General features: G+C 70.1%; 17 protein-coding genes. 4 read left to right on the top strand and 13 right to left on the bottom strand.

Annotated elements, in window-relative coordinates; all coding sequences use genetic code 11:
• Positions 1-21: 21 nt before the first annotated feature.
• From recO to ACWCRD_RS19930, 9 genes are all read right to left on the bottom strand, one after another.
• Entirely contained in the window at positions 22-768 is a 747-nt protein-coding gene (recO, locus tag ACWCRD_RS19970) for a DNA repair protein RecO (RefSeq protein WP_450967135.1), read from the bottom strand.
• 205 nt (positions 769-973) lie between these two features.
• Positions 974-1,597, bottom strand: coding sequence for a DUF1266 domain-containing protein (locus ACWCRD_RS19965; protein WP_450967134.1), 624 nt, complete (start codon positions 1,595-1,597; stop codon positions 974-976).
• Between the two features lie 15 nt (positions 1,598-1,612).
• Complete coding sequence (locus tag ACWCRD_RS19960) at positions 1,613-1,828, bottom strand: hypothetical protein (protein ID WP_030933991.1); 216 nt, start codon at positions 1,826-1,828, stop codon at positions 1,613-1,615.
• 369 nt (positions 1,829-2,197) lie between these two features.
• Entirely contained in the window at positions 2,198-3,232 is a 1,035-nt protein-coding gene (locus ACWCRD_RS19955) for a DUF6879 family protein (RefSeq protein WP_450967133.1), read from the bottom strand.
• Between the two features lie 37 nt (positions 3,233-3,269).
• On the bottom strand, positions 3,270-4,241 hold the full coding sequence (locus ACWCRD_RS19950; RefSeq protein WP_450967132.1) for an SCO2521 family protein: 972 nt from the start codon (positions 4,239-4,241) through the stop codon (positions 3,270-3,272).
• Position 4,242: 1 nt separating this feature from the next.
• Positions 4,243-5,229: an SCO2522 family protein gene (locus tag ACWCRD_RS19945; RefSeq protein ID WP_450967131.1), complete on the bottom strand. Its 987-nt coding sequence runs from the start codon at positions 5,227-5,229 to the stop codon at positions 4,243-4,245.
• A complete protein-coding gene (locus ACWCRD_RS19940; protein ID WP_450967130.1) occupies positions 5,226-6,143 on the bottom strand; it encodes an SCO2523 family variant P-loop protein in 918 nt (305 codons plus the stop codon). The genes ACWCRD_RS19945 and ACWCRD_RS19940 overlap by 4 nt, the downstream gene beginning before the upstream one ends.
• A 4-nt stretch (positions 6,144-6,147) precedes the next feature.
• On the bottom strand, positions 6,148-8,001 hold the full coding sequence (locus tag ACWCRD_RS19935; protein WP_450967129.1) for an SCO2524 family protein: 1,854 nt from the start codon (positions 7,999-8,001) through the stop codon (positions 6,148-6,150).
• A 69-nt stretch (positions 8,002-8,070) separates the two neighbouring features.
• Positions 8,071-8,865 carry an SCO2525 family SAM-dependent methyltransferase gene (locus ACWCRD_RS19930; protein ID WP_450967128.1) on the bottom strand — a complete coding sequence of 265 codons (795 nt, stop codon included), beginning with the start codon at positions 8,863-8,865 and terminating at the stop codon, positions 8,071-8,073.
• 276 nt (positions 8,866-9,141) lie between these two features.
• Between ACWCRD_RS19930 and ACWCRD_RS19925 the strand changes: the two genes are divergently transcribed.
• Positions 9,142-9,642 (top strand): GNAT family N-acetyltransferase, encoded by a 501-nt coding sequence (locus tag ACWCRD_RS19925; protein ID WP_365832139.1) that lies wholly within the window; start codon positions 9,142-9,144, stop codon positions 9,640-9,642.
• A gap of 44 nt (positions 9,643-9,686) precedes the next feature.
• On the opposite strand, the gene ACWCRD_RS19920 is transcribed toward ACWCRD_RS19925, so the two are convergent.
• Positions 9,687-10,349, bottom strand: a complete 663-nt coding sequence (locus tag ACWCRD_RS19920) for a response regulator (RefSeq protein ID WP_450967127.1) — start codon at positions 10,347-10,349, stop codon at positions 9,687-9,689.
• Complete coding sequence (locus ACWCRD_RS19915) at positions 10,346-11,542, bottom strand: sensor histidine kinase (protein ID WP_450967126.1); 1,197 nt, start codon at positions 11,540-11,542, stop codon at positions 10,346-10,348. The genes ACWCRD_RS19920 and ACWCRD_RS19915 overlap by 4 nt, the downstream gene beginning before the upstream one ends.
• Before the next feature lie 134 nt (positions 11,543-11,676).
• Here ACWCRD_RS19915 and ACWCRD_RS19910 point away from each other — a divergent pair, with 134 nt between their 5' ends.
• Positions 11,677-12,591 carry an ABC transporter ATP-binding protein gene (locus ACWCRD_RS19910; RefSeq protein WP_450967125.1) on the top strand — a complete coding sequence of 305 codons (915 nt, stop codon included), beginning with the start codon at positions 11,677-11,679 and terminating at the stop codon, positions 12,589-12,591.
• A complete protein-coding gene (locus tag ACWCRD_RS19905) occupies positions 12,588-13,415 on the top strand; it encodes an ABC transporter permease (protein ID WP_450967124.1) in 828 nt (275 codons plus the stop codon). The genes ACWCRD_RS19910 and ACWCRD_RS19905 overlap by 4 nt, the downstream gene beginning before the upstream one ends.
• 10 nt (positions 13,416-13,425) lie before the next feature.
• Here the strand turns inward: ACWCRD_RS19905 and ACWCRD_RS19900 are convergent, their stop codons facing one another.
• Complete coding sequence (locus ACWCRD_RS19900) at positions 13,426-14,709, bottom strand: transposase (protein ID WP_450967123.1); 1,284 nt, start codon at positions 14,707-14,709, stop codon at positions 13,426-13,428.
• 281 nt (positions 14,710-14,990) lie between these two features.
• On the bottom strand, positions 14,991-16,100 hold the full coding sequence (locus ACWCRD_RS19895; RefSeq protein WP_450967122.1) for an abortive phage infection protein: 1,110 nt from the start codon (positions 16,098-16,100) through the stop codon (positions 14,991-14,993).
• A 103-nt stretch (positions 16,101-16,203) separates the two neighbouring features.
• Between ACWCRD_RS19895 and bla the strand changes: the two genes are divergently transcribed.
• Positions 16,204-17,094, top strand: a complete 891-nt coding sequence (gene bla / locus ACWCRD_RS19890) for a class A beta-lactamase (RefSeq protein ID WP_450967360.1) — start codon at positions 16,204-16,206, stop codon at positions 17,092-17,094.
• Positions 17,095-17,105 lie beyond the last annotated feature (11 nt).

Below are 17,105 nucleotides of genomic sequence, written 5' to 3'. Positions count from 1 at the left end.
GCTTCTCGTCTCCTCTTCGGCTTACTTCTCTACGTAACGCAGCGAGCGCAGCCCGCGTTCCAGATGCCAGTGCAGATAGGCGGACACCAGCCCGCTGCCCTCCCTGACGTACCGCGGCTCGCACGCGTCCGCGGTCTCCCAGTCTCCCGTAAGCAGCGCGCCCAGCAGTTCCAGGGTCTGCGGCGAGGGTACGACGCTGCCGGGCACCCGGCAGTCGACGCAGACGGCTCCGCCGGAGGCCACCGAGAAGAACCGGTTCGGCCCGGGCATTCCGCACTTGGCGCAGTCGCTGAAGGTGGGGGCGTAGCCGTTGACGGCGAGGGAGCGCAGGAGGAAGGCGTCGAGGACCAGGTGCGGGGCGTGCTCGCCGCGGGCGAGGGTGCGCAGGGCGCCCACCAGCAGCAGGTACTGCTGCACCGCCGGCTCGCCCTCGTGGTCGGTGAACCGCTCGGCGGTCTCCAGCATGGCGGTCCCCGCGGTGTAGCGGGCGTAGTCGGCGACGATCCCGCCGCCGTACGGCGCGATGGTCTCGCTCTGCGTGCACAACGGCAGCCCGCGTCCGACCAGCTCGCTCCCGCGCGCAAAGAACTGCACGTCGACATGGGAGAAGGGCTCGAGCCGGGCCCCGAACTTGGACTTCGTACGCCGCACCCCACGCGCCACGGCGCGTACGCGGCCGTGCCCCCGGGTGAGCAAGGTGATGATCCGGTCCGCTTCCCCGAGCTTCTGGGTCCGCAGCACGACGCCGTCGTCACGAAAGAGACTCATCGCACACCACCACAGCTCCCCGGCTGGGGGCGCGGGGCTCGCCCCCCGCGATGACGCAGCATGATCCGGTCCGCTTCCCCGAGCTTCTGGGTGCGCAGCACAATGCCGTCATCCCGAAACAGGCTCATCGCCGGCCCCCGCAGGGTTCCGGTCGGCCGTCGTCGCGGAGCAGACTCATGAGGTCCATTCTCGCGTACCGCCGGGCTCAGCGGGGACGGTCGGGGTGGCTGATGGTGTCCCAGGGGGCCAGGTTCCAGGGGCTGGTCCGGTTCGCCGGGTTCAGGAGGGCGCGCAGATGGGCGTCGGCGGCGGACCGGGGGGCGGGGAAGGCCGCGTCCTGGGTGCCGCGCAGCCCGTCGCGCCACACGGCCCGCCCCAGCAGGTAGTGGTCGGCGTACTCCTGCCAGGAGGCATACGTCCCCACGACCGCCGGCACGATGTTCTTCAGGGCGGTCCAGGCCTCGGCCTCGGTGATCATCCCGCACCCGAAGCCGAGCCGGGTGATGTCGGCGTACAGGGCGGCGTCCCAGGCGAGCGGCGAGACGCCGAGGAGCTGCAGGGCCCGGGCGCGGTAGCCGCTGCGCGACAACCCGTCGAGGCGGTCCGTCAGCTCTGCGCGCGAGGTGATCTCCCACTGCTCGGCCAGCCGGCTGCGGGCGCTGTCGTCATCGATCCGCGTGAACGGGTACAGAGTGGTCCGCGAGGCGCTGCGGTCCCGGCTGACCGGCGCGCTCAGCGACACCATCCACAGCTGGTGTGCGGTGAGCGGGTCGCGGTAGCGTCGCGCGGCCCGCGGCCTGCGCCATCTCCGTATGCTCGACAGACTCATGCGCCCGCACCTTACTCAAGGCACTTCACCCCGGCTGCGGGCGTTGGCGTAAGCGGTCGCCGCGCTCAGCCGCTCCGCCTGGGTGGCCCCGCGCACGGCGGCGGGATCGGCGTCCCACTCCCTGCCGCCCCCGTACGGTCTCAGTTGCACGTACGGCCCTTCGTGCCCCATGACGATTCCCACCTTTCCAGTTCGCGTGTCCACGACATGAGTGCCGACGGGCGGTTTCATTTCCTCTCCTTAACGACCGTAACGAACACGACTCATAATTGCGGGCACCGTGTTCGTTGCGCCTACAGCGTGCTCCCCTTTCCATTTGAGTTTCACGCTTTTCGTCTCCGGCGTGGGTCGCTGCGCCTACACTCGGCTGGAGTCTGTGCTCCACAAGTGCAGGCCGGGGAGAGGTGGTTGGACCATGGCCAACGCTTCGCACACGTCACGGCTCGCAATCCGGGAGTTCGAGCAGGCCTTTCGAAAAGCCTCAGCCCGAAATCGCGATGCGCATTGACCAGGCCCTGCAAAAACCGACGGTATTTTCGAGCGGTTGACGGAGTTCGACGGGGCGCGGGGCGCGACCGGCCGCCTATATGAAAAAAGCAGTCAGTCGGCCACCCGGCGCAGCCGCCGGCGGACGCTCCCCTGTTCCGGCTCGGGCTCGTGGTCCGGCTCCGTCGCCGCCCACAGCTCGTTGAACAGGTTGACGCGGTCCTCGACGTGCTCGTGCTTCATCCTCAGCATCGTCATGTCCGGCCTGACGTGGTTGTCCGGGCGGGTCTCATAGGACAGCTCCCCGTCGAAGATGATGAAGTCCATCACCGTGCCGCCCGGATCCAGCTGGGACTGCACGCCTATACGCGCGTCGATGCCGTACCTGCGCTGGCGCGCGCAGAGTTGCTCGAGGGCTTCGGTGACCTCCTCCGGCTCGTCCACGAGGAACAGCCGCCGGACCTCCACACCACGGGTCTTGATGGCCTTCTCCTGCGCGCTGAGATACCGCTTCGCGGGATCGCTGGACCAGAAGTCCCGGTCGACGGTGGTGCTCGTGGCGTAGAGGGTCTTCTTGACGCACAGGGCGAGGTCGATCAGCCACTCGTGGTTCTCGAACGAGGAGTCCGCTCTTCCGCTGATGAGGTCCTCCATCAGCTCGGCGAGACGTTTCAGCTCCTCCTCGGCGAAGCTCTTGACGATCCCCGGCGCCTCGTCGCCGACCTGGGTGTACGCCTTGACCAGCCGGGTCACCTCCTCGGAGCGCAGCACGGAACCGTCCACCTTGCTGAACAGCTCCGTCGCCTCGTTGATCTTGGCGAAGCTCTGGTCGACCGCCGTGCGCATCTCCGCGTGGTGGTTGGCCAGGCTCCGCTTCATGTCGTCGATGTGCTGACGCTGGCTCTCCTCGACCACCTCCAGCCGTTCCCCGAAGTCCACGAGGTACTGGACGATCAGCGTGGCGCTGCCGAGGACGATGGACGCCACCCACTGCCAGATGTCGTTGTTGTCCCCGTTCAGCAGGATGGTCAGCAGGAAGGCGCCACCCGCCGCCGACGCCGTGATCACGATCTTCCAGAACAGCTTGGGTATGCCCTGCCGCTGCGGTCCCGCTCCGTTGTCCCCGGGCCCTAACGTCGCTCCGCTCATGTCTCTCCCCCGTCGGGTATGTGGTGGGTGCCGCCCCTCAGCTCGTGCTCAGTGCCTGGTGCAGCAGCGGTATGGCCTGGACGGCCAGTTGGTCCCGGATGCGCTGGACCAGGTTCTGCCACTGGCGTGTGAACCCCGGTTCCTGCTCCAGCACTTCCCACAGATGGACCAGTGAGCGGTCCACCTGCGCGTGCGGCATCCACAGATGCAGCAGATGGTCGACGGCCGGGCGCAGCGCCTGGACAGCGGCGCGCCCGTCCGCCGCGGCGAGCCGACTGCTGTCCAGCATGTGCACCACCGTCGTCAAAAGCCAGTCGTGCAGCGCGAGGTCCTCGCACAGACCCGCGGCCGCGGAGACCGGCGTGTCCTCCGGCAGCCGCAGCTCCACGGTCCGCAGCCCGTTCTCGGCCAGGGTGAACCGCGTCAGTTCCGCCCGCTCGCCCGCCGGGATCCGGCGGGCGACCCAACGCAGGTGTGTGCGGCGGGACTTGAAGGGAACCTTGCGATCGAGGAGCGGGTGGCGCAGCAGCCGCGTCAGCAGGGACTCGGCGATCATCCCCAGGTCGAGTTCACCGCGCCCGGCGCCGCGCAGCACGCCCTCCGCGGTGGCCTGTTCGGGCAGCTTCCCGAACGGCTCGACCACCCCGGGCCGTACCAGGTAGTGCCCCCAGGGGCGGCGCGTGTCGGGGCCCGCGGCCGGTGCGCTGAAGTACGCGGTGGACTGCAGCAGACGGCCCTCGGTGAGCACCACGCGGGTGGCCACCGTGCCGACGGCCCGGACCTTGGCGCCGTTGGAGGTGGGCAGCCGGCAGTCCACCCCGGTCAGCACCTCCGGGGACAGGGCGTACAGGTTGGGCCGCTCGGAGACCCGGACGTGTTCGTCGGCGCGCAGTCTGAGCAGCTGGGCGGCGGCCCTGCCGTCCAGCGCCTGGAAGGACGGCAGCAGACAGGTGCGCACCTCACCACAGGCGAGGACCGGGCGCGCGGGCTGTCCGAGGGCCGTCGTCATGTCAGGGCCCCTCGGTGGCAAGGGCGCCCACGGGCTCCTCGTAGAAGACGTACGTCGCGCGCTGGGCGACCGCGGCCGGGACCGCGAGCCCCTCCCGGGCCGAGCGCTCGGCGACCTGTCTGAGCGCCCCGGAGTCGACCTCCGTCTGGTCGAGGATGAGCCGGACGGCGTCCTCGACGGCCAGGAAACGGTTCGGCATCAGGGTGCAGGTGCGGTAGGCGCTGAAGGCCGCGGCCCGCGGGTTGAGCTGGAGCAGGGGCGGCAGCCGGTCCCAGTCCTGTGGGAAGTCCTCGCCGTTCCAGGGGCGCGGGACAAGCACGGGCTCACCGAGGTGTCGTAACAGTCCGAGCCTGGCCAGCTGCCATACGGCGGCCAGGAACGGGCAGGACCACAGCCGCCGGCCGTCCTTCTCCGACCACAGCTCGACGTCCATGAAGACGGAGTGGTTGCGGGCCGCGGTCTCCTGGGGCGGCTCCCAGCCCTTGACCTCGCCCAGGGCGGCGCGCTTCGTGGTGGGGGTGCGCTGTCCGTTGGCGAGCCAGCCGGTCTGGCTGACGGACGGGCGGGAGCCGTAGCTGCCCGGCGGCGGCGACTCGACCAGGCGGTGCATGACGGACTCGGCGAGTTCGATCCGGTCGGCGACCGCGCAGCCCGACTCGCGGGCCAGGTAGTCGATGACCAGGCCGGCCTTCTCGGCCTCTTCGAGGACCAGCGGAACGAGTTCGGCGGGGGTGGAGAAGCGCGTGAAGTAGTCGTCGATGAGGAAACAGGTGCTGATCCGGGGGCGCTTGCCGTCGGTGCGCCGGGCGGCGGAGGCGCGGGCGGCGTCCACCCACAGCCGCACCTCGGCGAAGTGCTCCCGCAGTCGCTCGGGGCCCGCCTCGAAGTCCTCCATGTAGAGGTGGCCCAGCTCCAGGGAGAGGTGGGACAGCGGCACGGACTGGGTGCGGAGCTCCGCCGTGGTCTCCCGGAAGACGGCCTCTGTCACGCCTGCTCCCAGTACTTGTCGTCGGTGAGCCGGGCGGCCAGCTGGTTCAGCGCCCGCCAGGTCTCCATGTTGGCGATCTGGCTGTCGAGCACGTCCTCGTCGGTGATGAGCTGCTCACGCCACTGAAGGACCGGTTCGAGGGGAATGGAGCCGAGGACCTGGCTGTAGCCGATGCCGTGGGTGGAGGCGAGTTGCTTGAGGTCGCTGTCGGTCTTGCGCATCCACGCCGACTGGGTGGGCGAGACCTGCGACCACAGCGGCGACTCGGGGTCGGGTACGGCGGCCCGGACGAAGCGGATGGCGCCGCGCAGCGCCTCCTCCTCGTGGCCGCGGTCGACACCGCCGGCGACGATGCCGCGCTCACCGAAGACCAGGCTCGCCGCGGCCGCCACATGCTGGCGGGTCCAGCGGTGGAAGACCAGCCAGCGGGCGGTGATCTCCCGCATCTCGGGCTGTGCGGTGGCCTCCAGGACCATGTCGACGGCGTACGAGCGGCCGGCGCTGAGGTCCACGACGACCAGGTCGAACTCGTAGTAGAGCTTCATCAGCAGGTCGACGCAGAGCCGCACGTGGTCGCCGGTGGTGGCGAACTCGCCGCCGCTGACGTCACCGGGCATCAGCACCAGCCGGCCGCAGCCGGGCGGCGGGTCGCGCAGCACCTGGTGCTCGGTGCTGGCCCAGACGTCGATGCGCTCCGGCTCGCCGACCTCCCCTATCAGGTAGGAGTGCAGGCCGCGGTCCTCGACGGCCGCACGGGCGTCGGCCACGTCGAAGACGGCCGAGGCGGTGGGCGAGCCGAAGTCGAAGTCCAGGTAGCACACGTCGTCCCCGGCCAGCGCACGGTGGTAGGCGAGGTTGGCGCTGGTGACGGAGCGGCCCGTGCCCCCCTTGTCGGAGGCGGCGAAGATCAGCACGCGGTCACCGCCCCTGGGCCGCGGCTTCGCGAGCCCGGGTGAGCGCGTCGAGCTGTCCCAGCACGTCGAGCGCCAACGCGTATGCGGTGCCGGGCTGTTGGTCGAGGAGACTGCGGGCGCGGCGCAGCTTGACCTCGATGTTGCGGAGTTGCATGCCGTGCCGGCCGTCGTCGGTGGGCGCGGGTTCCATCTGTTCGTTGCCGAGCAGATGGGCGGACTCGCTGAGCAACGCCCCTGCCAGCTCGTTGAGTTCGGGGCTGCGGACCGGGGGCTGCCGGTACATCTGGTGGACCTGGACCATCACCTCGGCGACCCGCTCGGTGATGTTCCACGACACCGGCACCCGGCGCGTGACGATCTCCGCCTCGGGATAGGCGGCGTGGACGTAGTCCCACAGGCCGGTGCCCTCGCCCTCGCGGATACGGCGGCGCCACATGTGGTCGAAGACGTCCTCGGCGAGTCTGAGCAGCCGGTCGTGCGAGTCGAGGTTGCGGGAGAGCGCCCGCAGTTGGATGGTCCGCTTCAGCAGCTGTGCCGAGAAGTCGTGCAGGGACCACACCATCGGCGGGCCGAGCCGCTCACTGCCCTGCAGCGGCAGTTTGACGCCCGCGTTGTGCAGCTCGAAGACCGTGCGGTCGTCGCGGGTCATACGGCTGGTGATACGGCCGCGTTCGGCGAGGCGTTCCATGACGGTGACGGTGCGGGCCAGGTCGTCGTCGGTGGCCCGGCGCCGCATCAGGTCGTGGACGAGGATGGCGGCGACGGAGAGGGAGAAGTACTCGGACTCCAGTTCCTGTCCTGTCGTACGCCAGGGGATGTCCTCCAGGGGCCAGCGCTCGGGGTCGAAGCGGGCGATGCCGGACCAGTACTGCTGGGTCAGCTCCCAGCGCAGCCGGAGCGCCTCGGCGAGCTTCTGCTGTTCGGCGTTGAGCAGGCCCAGGGTGAGGGTGCGCTCGGAGAACAGGTCCTGGATGCCGTCGAGCGCGACCACGGTGAAGTAGAGATACGGCACCGGGTCGGCGGCGCCCTTGGGCTGCGGCCCGATGGGTTCGTCGGTCTCGACCTCGGGGGCGTCCTTCACCAGGCTCCACGACCAGCCGCACTCGAAGAACTGGTTCTCGTCCTTGAGGCCCGCCTGGACGTCGATGCCGAGGGTGAGGCTCTCCACGATCGCGGCGCGCAGCGCGCGGAAGCGGCTCTGGTACATGTTCAGTACCTGCCGCTGCGAGAGCCGTCCCTGGCCGAGGAGTTCGACCAGGTTGCGGCCCTGGGCGGAGTCGGCGTCGAAGGCGTTGACGGTGAAGGAGCGCAGCAGGCTCACCATGGCGGCGGTGAGCCGGTTGCTGGTGGCCGAGCGCAGCTCGGCGATCGTCTCCTGGATGTCGCTGCGTCTGGTCCTGGTCTCGTAGACCTTGAGGAAGCCGAGCGTGGCCAGGCAGAGGGTGATCGACATGGAGAAGGAGTCGACCACTCCGAGCTGGCGTTGTTCCTCGGTGGGCTCCCCCTGGGCCTTGTCCTCGGCTCCGAAGTAGTAACCCCCGGCGAAGGTGGGCCTCTTGTCCTCGCCGGTGTGGGTGCGCATGAACTCGGACGCGGCCTTGACGAGGTTGGCCGGGAGGTCGAGCCGCCCGCCGGCCTTCCTCAGCGCCTGCTGGACGTCCTCCTGTGTGGTGTCCGGGTCGTCCAGCCGGAAGGCCGGGATCTCCGTGGCCGGGTACAGCAGGCAGAGCAGCCGCTCGGCGTCGGCGACGCTGCTCTGCCCGCCCCACTCGCCCCAGGCCCACTGCTCCCGCTCGAAGGAGTGGCGGGCGATGGCCTGCCAGATGTCCAGCAAATGCTGGCGTGGCTTGATCTGCATCCCATGCCCCCTCACACAGGCCGCACTGCCGTCATTTGAGGAATGACCCTTTTCTGTTGTGAAGATTTTTTATCCGGCCGGAATGCCTGCGTCCGTATTCCGTCGCCAGCCGTAGGCCAGGATCATTCCCGAATACCCGTCGCGCACACCTGCCGCAGACTTGAGCCGCTGCACCTCGAAGTCGCCCGCGAATGGTGCGAGGCTCGCGCGCACCTCGGGCTCGCCCACGTCACAGGCCGGGAAGAACTCCTCCCCGGCGTGATAACCCTTCGAATGTTCCATGAAGGCGGCGGCGAAGGGAGCACCGGGGGCCAGGGCGCACATGAAGCGCCGCACTCCCAGGTTGAACTCCTGGCGGGAGGTGGTCATCGACTCGGCGACGAAGAACATGGTCCCGACCGACCAGCGCCCGCCGAAGCGCTCAAGCCCGAAGATGTTGCCCTGCTCGACCTTGACGACCTTGCGGAACCGCTCGCGGGGATCCAGGTCGAGGGAGCCGTACGCCTCGTGCTCGCACAGGGCGTTCCAGAACGGGTCCCAGTTCTCGTCGTAGCCCCCCGCCTGACGCTCGAGGTACTCCACGTTCGCGAACGAGTGCTCGAAGAGGGTGATCTCGTCGCACCAGGGCAGCATGGAGAGCGCCGGATAGAGATTCGCCCCGGCGCCCACGTCGATGCCGTAGACCGGTCCGACGCCCTGCTTCCGGAAATGACCGCCGAAATGACCCCGGACGATATGCAGGATCTCCTCGTCCTCCGCCTGTAAGAAGCGGTAGTTGTGCCGAACGTAGGCGATCGGGTCGAATGAGTCCCAGGGTGCGTCCGCATTCTTCACCCGGGCATCCCCCGACGATCTCAAGGTCATTTACCTACGGTACCAACACCGGAGGCCCTCCGGATCCCCCTGCGGTCAATGTCCCGAGAATTGCGTCATGTCCCCGGCAGGGGACGGGGCGCACTGGGGGCGCACCGTGGCGAATGCATTCGCGCGGCCTGATCCGGCCTTGAACGGCCGGATTGTCCCGCTCAAGATGGTCGGAACTCTGCCGAACACACCAGAAAAGGCGGACAACAGGCGTCTCACCCGTACCACTCGTACGGGTGTCAACGCACCCTTGACTCCCAACCCGCAGGGGGCGGTATGACGGCTCTTCCAGAGAAACGTTTTCCTTCCACGGCCGACCGCACCGACCGCCCCCTGACCATGAGGGGCGTCGTCGAGGCCGACCTGCCGGAACTGCACCGCGTCGACAGGGAGGCCTTCCCCGAGGAGCCGTACCACTACTTCGAGCTGCGCCAGAGTTACGACATCCACGGCGACCGCATCCTCGTCCTCGACGACGGCCGGAGCCTGCACGGCTACGTCCTGTTCGTCACCACCTCGGACGGCTATGTGAACTGGATCAAGAGCCTCGCCGTCACCCCCGAACTGCGCGGACGCGGGCTGGGCCGCCGGCTGATGCTCGAGGTGATACGCCGGCTGCGCACCGAGGGCGTCCACCAGGTCCGCCTGACGGTCGAACCGACGAACGCGACCGCGATCACGCTCTACCAGTCCCTGGGCTTCTCGTTCGAGGGCGGGGTGCGCAAGGGCTATTTCGGGCCCGGGGAGGACCGGTTGATCATGGCCTTGGGGCTGTGAGACAGGGGATCGACGGATGAGGGGGACCAGGGAGTCCAGGGGGATCAGGGGGACACCAGCCCCGCCTCGTAGGCCATGATCACCAGCTGGACCCGGTCCCGCGCGTCCAGCTTGGTGAGCAGGCGGGTGAGGTACGTCTTCGCCGTGGCCACGCTGATGCACAGCTCGGCGGCTATCTCGGCGTTGGACAGGCCGCTGCCGACCAAGGTGAGGACCTCGCGTTCACGGTCCGTGATGGCCTTCAACTCCCGGCGTTTGACGGTCTGTTCGGGGCGGGAGGCGAAGTCGTGGATCAGGCGGCGGGTCACGCTGGGCGCGATCAACGCGTCGCCTGCCGCCACCACCCGTACCGCGCCGATGATGTCGTCCAGCGCCATGTCCTTGACCAGGAACCCGGCCGCGCCGGCGCGCAGCGCCCCGTACACGTACGCGTCGTCGTCGAAGGTGGTCAGGACGACCACCCGGACGTCGGCCTGGGTCTCCGTGATGCGGCGGGTCGCCTCGATGCCGTCCATTCCCGGCATGCGGATGTCCATCACCACCACGTCGGGGGCGAGTTCACCGGCCAGCCGTACCGCGTCCTTGCCCGTCGCCGCCTCGCCGACGACCTCCACGTCCTCGATGTCGGCCATGACCATGCTCAGCGCGGTGCGGATGAGTTCCTGGTCGTCGACGAGGAGGACCCGGACCGTCGGGGCCGCGGTCATCGGACGGCCACCGGGAGCGGCAGGCGGGCCGTGACGCGGAAGCCGCCCTCGGGGCGCGGGGCCGCCGTGAACTCGCCGTGCAGCAGGGCCACCCGCTCGCGCATCCCGGCCAGTCCGAACCCGGTGTCGGTCGAGCTGCCGCGTCCCAGGCCGTCGTCCGTGATGTCCAGGGCGAGTTCGTCCTCGCGGTAGTCGAGGGTGACCCGGCACGCGCGCGTGCCCGCATGCCGTACGACGTTGGTGACCGACTCCTGGACGATACGGAACGCCGACAGGTCGATGTCCGGGGGGAGCCCGCGTGGCTCGCCGAGGCGGCGCACCTCCACCCGTACGCCTGCCGCCGTGGTCGTGGCTGCCAGCCGGTCGAGGTCCGCCAGGCCCGCGGGGGCGAGGTCCGGGTCCCGTCCCTCGTCCGCCGCCCGCAGCGCGACCAGCATGCGGCGCAGGCCGGCCAGGGTCTCGCGGCCCTCGTTCTCGACCGCCCGCATCGCCGCCAGGGCCGCCTCGGGGTGCGCGGTCGCCACCCGGGAGGCCGCGCCCGCCTGGAGGGCGATGATGCCGATGCTGTGGGCGACGGTGTCGTGCATCTCGCGGGCGATGCGCAGGCGTTCGGCGGTGACCGCCTGGGCCGCGTGCTCGGCGCTGAGCCGTTCGGCGTGCACCCGGGACTGGTGGGTGGAGTTGCCGAGCAGCCAGGCGATCAGGGTGACCAGGGAGACGGCCAGTTCGGCGGAGGTGGAGGCCGGCCAGTCCCGCACCATCCGCACGGAGACGTACACGATCAGGGTGCCCACGGCCATGATCAGGGCGATCAGCGCGGTGCGCCGGGGGTAGGTGGCCGCGACGAAGTACAGCGCCACCATGGTCGTGAGGTACTGCGCCATCGGCAGCTGGGCGACCCCGAGGGTGCTCGTCTCGAAGAGGGCGGCGAAGATCGTCAGGGTGACCGCGAGCAGCGGCCGGCGGAGCAGCAGTCTGCCGCCCTGGAACGCCGTCGCGGTCGACAGTCCGAGGATCGTCAGGCCGTCCCAGCGGTACAACTGGGCGGCCGGCCACTGCCCGGGTCCTATCTCACCGGGCAGCCGGAACGTCGTCAGCAGGGTGAACAGCGTGCTCGCGCACCACACGATCGCCGTCCACCCGGCCGGCGACACGCGTTTGACCAGGGGCGGCGGAGGAGCGGTGGCGGACATGCCGTGATCGTAGGCGCGGGTGCGGGGCGCGGTCATCGGCCCGTGGGCTTACAACCACGGTCGACAGCCGTCCGGCACGAGTGTCAGCGCCCGGCCGATGCCCCGTACCCGCCGCGCGCGCCACCGTGGTCCGCATGATCGAAGTCGAGCAGCTCACCAAGCGGTACGGCCCCACGACCGCCGTACGCGATCTGTCCTTCACCGTCCGCCCCGGCCATGTCACGGGCTTCCTCGGCCCGAACGGCGCGGGCAAGACGACGACCCTGCGGATGCTGCTCGGGCTGATCGAGCCGAGCGCCGGTACCGCCACGATCAGCGGCCACTCCTTCCGCCGCCATCCGCGCGGGCTCCGTCACGTCGGCGCCCTCCTCGACGCCCATGACGTGCACGGCGGGCGCAGTGCGCGGGCGCATCTGCATGCGCTGGCCCGCAGCAACCGCATCCCGCGGGCGCGGGTGGACGAGGTGCTCGCCGAGGTGGGACTCACCGAGGCCGCCGCCCGGCGCCGGGTCGGCTCCTTCTCGCTGGGCATGAGGCAGCGGCTCGGCATCGCGGCCGCGCTGCTCGGGGATCCGCCGGTGCTGATGTTCGACGAGCCGCTCAACGGACTCGACCCGGAAGGGGTGTTGTGGGTGCGGGGGCTGTTCCGCAGGCTCGCGCACGAAGGCCGTACCGTCTTCGTCTCCAGCCATCTGATGTCCGAGATGGAGAACACCGCGGACGAGCTGATCGTCATCGGCCGCGGGGAGCTCATCGCGGCCGAGAGCCTCGCCGAGTTCGCCGCGCGCGGCACGGCGCCGACGGTGACGGTGCGCTCGCCGCACGCGGGCGCCCTGGCCGTCGTACTGGAGTCGGCGGGTGCGGTGGTGGCGCCGTACGACGAGGAGACGCTGAAGGTGGACGGGACGAGCGCCGTCCGGGTCGGTGAGCTGGCGCACGAACACCGCTTCCTGCTCTGGGAGTTGACCACGCAGGTGGCCTCGCTGGAGGCGGCCTTCATGGAACTGACCGCCGACAGCGTCGAGTACGCGGCTGGAGAGACCCGATGACCACCCTCGCCCTGCCCGCCGCCCGTTTCACCGATCTGCTCGCCGCCGAGTGGATCAAACTCCGTTCCCTGCGCTCCACCTACTGGGCCTTCGGCTCCGGCGCTCTGGCCGTGGTCGGCTTCAACGCGAACGCGGCCCGCGCCGACTACGTGAACTACCCGCACTACGGCGGCCCGATCCGCGACGACTTCGTGTACTGGGCGCTGCGGGACGCCTTCACCGAGGGGTCCGCCATGATCCTGGTGCTGGTGTGCGCGAGCATCGGGGCGATCACGATCGTCGGCGAGTACGCGACGGGCCTGGTCCGTACGACGTTCACCGCCGTGCCGGACCGACGGGCCCTGATGGCGGCCAAGGTGGTCGTGCTGACGGCGGTCATGACGGTGTACGGCTCGCTCCTTGCGGCCGCCTCCTACGCCTCCTCGCAGGCCGTCCTCGGCGGGCGGGGCCTGGGCGTGCCGATCGGACATCCCGGCGCCTGGCGGGTGGTCGTGGCGTCCGCCCTGCTCGCCCCGGTGTGTGCGCTGGTCGGCATGGGTCTGGGCGCGGTGATCCGGCACAGCGCCACGACCATGGTCCTGACGACGTTCGTCCTGCTGCTCCTGCCGTCCTTCGTCACGGACCGCTACCACTGGACGGCGTCGGTCCGCCACGCCTTTCCGTTCAACGCCTGGGAGCGGATCGTGGACGTGGGCTTCGGGCGGTCCCACATGCTGGTCCCCAGGTATCCGGCCACCGTCGCGGGCGGGTGGGTCGTGTTCGCGGTGTGGGCGGCGGTGGCGGCCGTCGTGGCGGTGGTGGTCGTGGACCGGCGGGAGGTATGAGAAACCGTTCCTACAGACTGAGCGGGAGTGAGTCCTGTTGCCAGGACCGGTGCTCAGCCGGACACCCCGAACGGTGTTGGGTGTCCTGGTCGACCGCGTTCACTCCGCGTCCGGGCGGCACGCATCTGGTGCGTGGTCCGGGGATGCGGGGGCGGTTTACCTCACGCCTCGGGGTACCCGGTCCGGCCTGGACGGTCCGGTGCCCCGCACGATCGCTCCGGTCGTGCGGGGGCGGTGCCGTCCGTCGCCGGATCGGGTGCCCCAGGGCGCGCCTTCCGATCGCCACGGCGGCAGCGTCGTGGCGAGTGGTCTTCCTGCTCTTGCTAGTGAGGGGCTTCTGCCAGTGCTCGGCGCCCCACTTGGAGGTGTAGGCAGGGTCGACCGCGACGATCGGCAGACCGAGTTCGGCGGCCATCGACACGAGCCGCGCCCGCAGCCGGGCGACGGGCATGCCGGCGATGAGCTGCCGGAACCTCTTGCGTCGTCCGTGCTTCTCGCGAGTGCTCTCCCCGGTGAAGTCCAGGTTCTCCACCGCGATCGCCAGATTGTGCCGCTTGGCCCAGTGCAGGAGCCGGATGAGCGCGTGGCGGACCTGCGCGTCGCGGTGATCGGCGGTGCCCGACAGGTCGTAGTCGAAGCGTCGCGGCTCACCGACCGGGTTGCCGTGCTCGTCGAGGCGCCAGGCCGCAAGGTGGTCGGCGTTGGTGTCCACACCTACCAAGCCGCCGACGCGGGCCGCCTCCAGAGGGACGGCCTGGACCGGGGGGATGGTCCAGGCCGCGGTCAGGTACCAGCGTCCTCGGTCCACGTCTTCGTGAATGCGGTAGGCCACCGCCCGGTTCGCGGTGACACGATCGCGCCAGGTGTCGCCCCGGTGCGGGAAGGAGATCTTCGCGGTCAGGACGTACCGGCCGTGCTTCGCGTTGGCCAGATGCGCGAGGGGGGCGGGGAGCTTGAGGGTGACTCCGCCGCCGGGGGTGACGCGGATCGTCTCGTTGCCGTACGGCTTCCCGGACTCACCGTCAGCGGCGAGGAATCGCCGCGACGCTTCCCAGCGTTGCCGCCACTGGGTTTCGGTGAGCTGCGCCTCCTCAAGGTGGTGACGGGTGCCCAGCAGGCTTTTCCCGCCCCGCACGACGCGCACCCGGCCCGCCTCGCGGTCGGCCCGGACACGCTCCAGCCGTTCCTCCAGCACGTGCAGGCGCCGAGTGAGGCCCTTGAGCCGGTCCCGGATCGCGACACCCGACAGGCCGGGCACCACGAACGGCGCCGCCACCTCCCGCAACCCGCCCAAGCCCGTCACCCCCACCCAGCACCGAAGATCCCGTTCACCCGCCCAACGAATCCCACCCGCAAAGGTCACGTATTCGATGCACACACTCCCGTTCCCATCGACCAGACCTCCTTTCGCAGCCCCGGCCGACGATGTCGGCGCTCACGCACGCTCGCGAAAGCGCACTCGTACACGGTCAAGTGGCATCAGTTCCAAACCCTCGGCTTCGCCCGGGTCGGCGCGCCGCGCAGCCACTACACCGGGGGCACCAGCCCCGCCTCCTCATGACGCACACCCTCTGATCAGCAATGAGCGCCGTACCGCCGCGCCAGCGCGTGGAACGCCTCCTTCGGCTCCCAGTGCCAGGGCGAACGGGGGTCGTCGGGGCGGTCCTTGATGGTCTTGGTGATGCTGTAGCTCGCCATGTCGAGGTCGTAGCGCGGGTTGTCGGTGCGGTGCGGGGCGTCCGGGGTGACGAACTCGAAGGCCATCGCCGCGTACAGGCCCATCGACTCGAAGACGTCCAGCAGGCCGGTCACGTAGGCGGCTTGGGTGTGTTCGCTGCGGACGAGGTGGCCCTTGATCTCCTGCGGGTCCTTGTCGTAGTCGACGACGTCCCAGCCCATGCCGCCCGCCTCCGGGGCGCCGACGTAGGTGCAGGTCCCGAACTCGGTGATGGCGAGGGGTTTGCCCCATCGCAGGTATTTCCTCAACTCACGTACGTAGTCCGAGCGTTGGTGGAAGTACGAGTAGTAGTCGATGCCCACGATGTCGAACAGACGCCAGTCCACCTTGTCGTCCTGGGCGGCGGCATAGCTCAGCTTGCCGCGGAAGACGGACCGGCCCACCGCCGCCGCCCTCGCCGTGAAGCGGTCCAGGCGGCGCTGCATCGTCGCGGGGTCGAAGTTGCCCTTCAGCATGTTCTGCACGCGGTCCAGGACCGTCTCCCCCGGCACGATCCCGGGCACCAGCAGCCAGAACTCGCACCCCACGCTGAAGTCGACGCTCGCGCCCTGCCGCCGCAGCCGCTCCGCGAACCGGCCGCACTCGGCCAGGTGTTCGAGGGTGTCGCGCTGCGGGGCGTCCGCGAGGGTCGGCTGGAGCCATATGTGCAGCCCCCGTTCGGCGGCCTCGGCGGCGGTGGCGGTGAGGCGTTCGACTCCGTCGCCGGTGACGTCGACGGAGTCGGCGTGCAGCCGGTCGCGGACGGCACGGATGTCCCGGCGCATCCGTGCCGCACTCCACGCGGTCCCCGGCGTCTCGCCCGCGCCGACGGTGTAGACGACACCGCGGTGCCGCAGCCCGCGTCCGGTCGCTGCGGCCCGGCCGGCCGGCAGCACCGCCGCCGTCAGGCCGAGGGCCGCCGCCCCCGCCAGGAACTGCGCCCGGTTGATCCCCTTCGTCTTCTCCATGCCCCTCACTGTGACGAGGACGCGCCCGCACCGCCGTCCGCCGATGGTCTACGGCCGGGCAACCAAGGGATGACGTACGGCGTCGGTCACTGAAGAGATCGACATCCGGTACCGACCGAAGGAGACCGAGATCTTAGGCCGCCGCACCCTGCTCACCGCAGGCACCGCAACCGCCGCAGCGCTCCTCACCGGCGCACCCGCCCACGCCGCCACCGGCGACCGGCTGCGTGAGCTGGAACAGCAACACGGCGTCCGCCTGGGCGTGTTCGCCCACAACGTCCGTACGAAGCAGACCGTCGACCACCGCGCCGACGAGCTCTTCCCCATCTGCTCGCTCTTCAAGACCCTGGCCGCCGCGGCCGTCCTGCGCGATCTGGACCGGCACGGCGAGGTCCTCGCCCGTCGCATCCACTACACGGAGGCCGACCTCGTCGACGGCTCGGACAAGACCAGGGAGCACCTGGCCGAGGGCATGACGATTGCCGAACTCGCCGACGTGGCCATCCGCTACAGCGACAACACCGCCGGCAACCTGCTGCTGCGGGAGCTGGGCGGCCCCACCGCGGTCACCCGGTTCGCCCGCTCGATCGGCGACCCGGTGACCCGCCTCGACCGCTGGGAGACCGAGCTCAACTCGGCGGAACCGTGGCGGATCACCGACACGACGACCCCGCGCGCGATCGGACGCTCGTACGCCCGCCTGGTCCTCGGCGACGCGCTGGAGCGCCGGGACCGCGGACTCCTCACCCACTGGCTGCTGTCCAACACCACCAGCGGCAACCGGCTGCGTGCGGGGCTGCCCAGCACGTGGACGGTCGCCGACAAGACCGGTGCGGGGTTCTACGGCGCGAACAACGACGCCGGCATCGCGTGGACGCCGGACGGGACGCCGATCGTGCTGGCCGTGCAGGTGACGAAGCCCGAACGGGACGCTGCGTGGGATCACGCGTTGATCGCGGAGACCGCGGCGGTGCTGGCGAGTGCCCTCGGGTAGGCGGTTCACCG

It is taken from the genome of Streptomyces sp. NPDC002092, assembly GCF_053593775.1.
Note: the sequence above shows the minus strand (reverse complement) of the source record. Positions and strands in the feature narration are given on the sequence as shown.

What these genes read in the sequence shown, in the direction of transcription:
- recO (WP_450967135.1), bottom strand. Translation starts at nt 768, where the DNA reads ATGAGTCTCTTTCGTGACGACGGCGTCGTGCTGCGGACCCAGAAGCTC.
- ACWCRD_RS19965 (WP_450967134.1), bottom strand. Translation starts at nt 1,597, where the DNA reads ATGAGTCTGTCGAGCATACGGAGATGGCGCAGGCCGCGGGCCGCGCGA.
- ACWCRD_RS19960 (WP_030933991.1), bottom strand. Translation starts at nt 1,828, where the DNA reads ATGAAACCGCCCGTCGGCACTCATGTCGTGGACACGCGAACTGGAAAG.
- ACWCRD_RS19955 (WP_450967133.1), bottom strand. Translation starts at nt 3,232, where the DNA reads ATGAGCGGAGCGACGTTAGGGCCCGGGGACAACGGAGCGGGACCGCAG.
- ACWCRD_RS19950 (WP_450967132.1), bottom strand. Translation starts at nt 4,241, where the DNA reads ATGACGACGGCCCTCGGACAGCCCGCGCGCCCGGTCCTCGCCTGTGGT.
- ACWCRD_RS19935 (WP_450967129.1), bottom strand. Translation starts at nt 8,001, where the DNA reads ATGCAGATCAAGCCACGCCAGCATTTGCTGGACATCTGGCAGGCCATC.
- ACWCRD_RS19930 (WP_450967128.1), bottom strand. Translation starts at nt 8,865, where the DNA reads ATGACCTTGAGATCGTCGGGGGATGCCCGGGTGAAGAATGCGGACGCA.
- ACWCRD_RS19925 (WP_365832139.1), top strand. Translation starts at nt 9,142, where the DNA reads ATGACGGCTCTTCCAGAGAAACGTTTTCCTTCCACGGCCGACCGCACC.
- ACWCRD_RS19920 (WP_450967127.1), bottom strand. Translation starts at nt 10,349, where the DNA reads ATGACCGCGGCCCCGACGGTCCGGGTCCTCCTCGTCGACGACCAGGAA.
- ACWCRD_RS19915 (WP_450967126.1), bottom strand. Translation starts at nt 11,542, where the DNA reads ATGTCCGCCACCGCTCCTCCGCCGCCCCTGGTCAAACGCGTGTCGCCG.
- ACWCRD_RS19910 (WP_450967125.1), top strand. Translation starts at nt 11,677, where the DNA reads ATGATCGAAGTCGAGCAGCTCACCAAGCGGTACGGCCCCACGACCGCC.
- ACWCRD_RS19905 (WP_450967124.1), top strand. Translation starts at nt 12,588, where the DNA reads ATGACCACCCTCGCCCTGCCCGCCGCCCGTTTCACCGATCTGCTCGCC.
- ACWCRD_RS19895 (WP_450967122.1), bottom strand. Translation starts at nt 16,100, where the DNA reads ATGGAGAAGACGAAGGGGATCAACCGGGCGCAGTTCCTGGCGGGGGCG.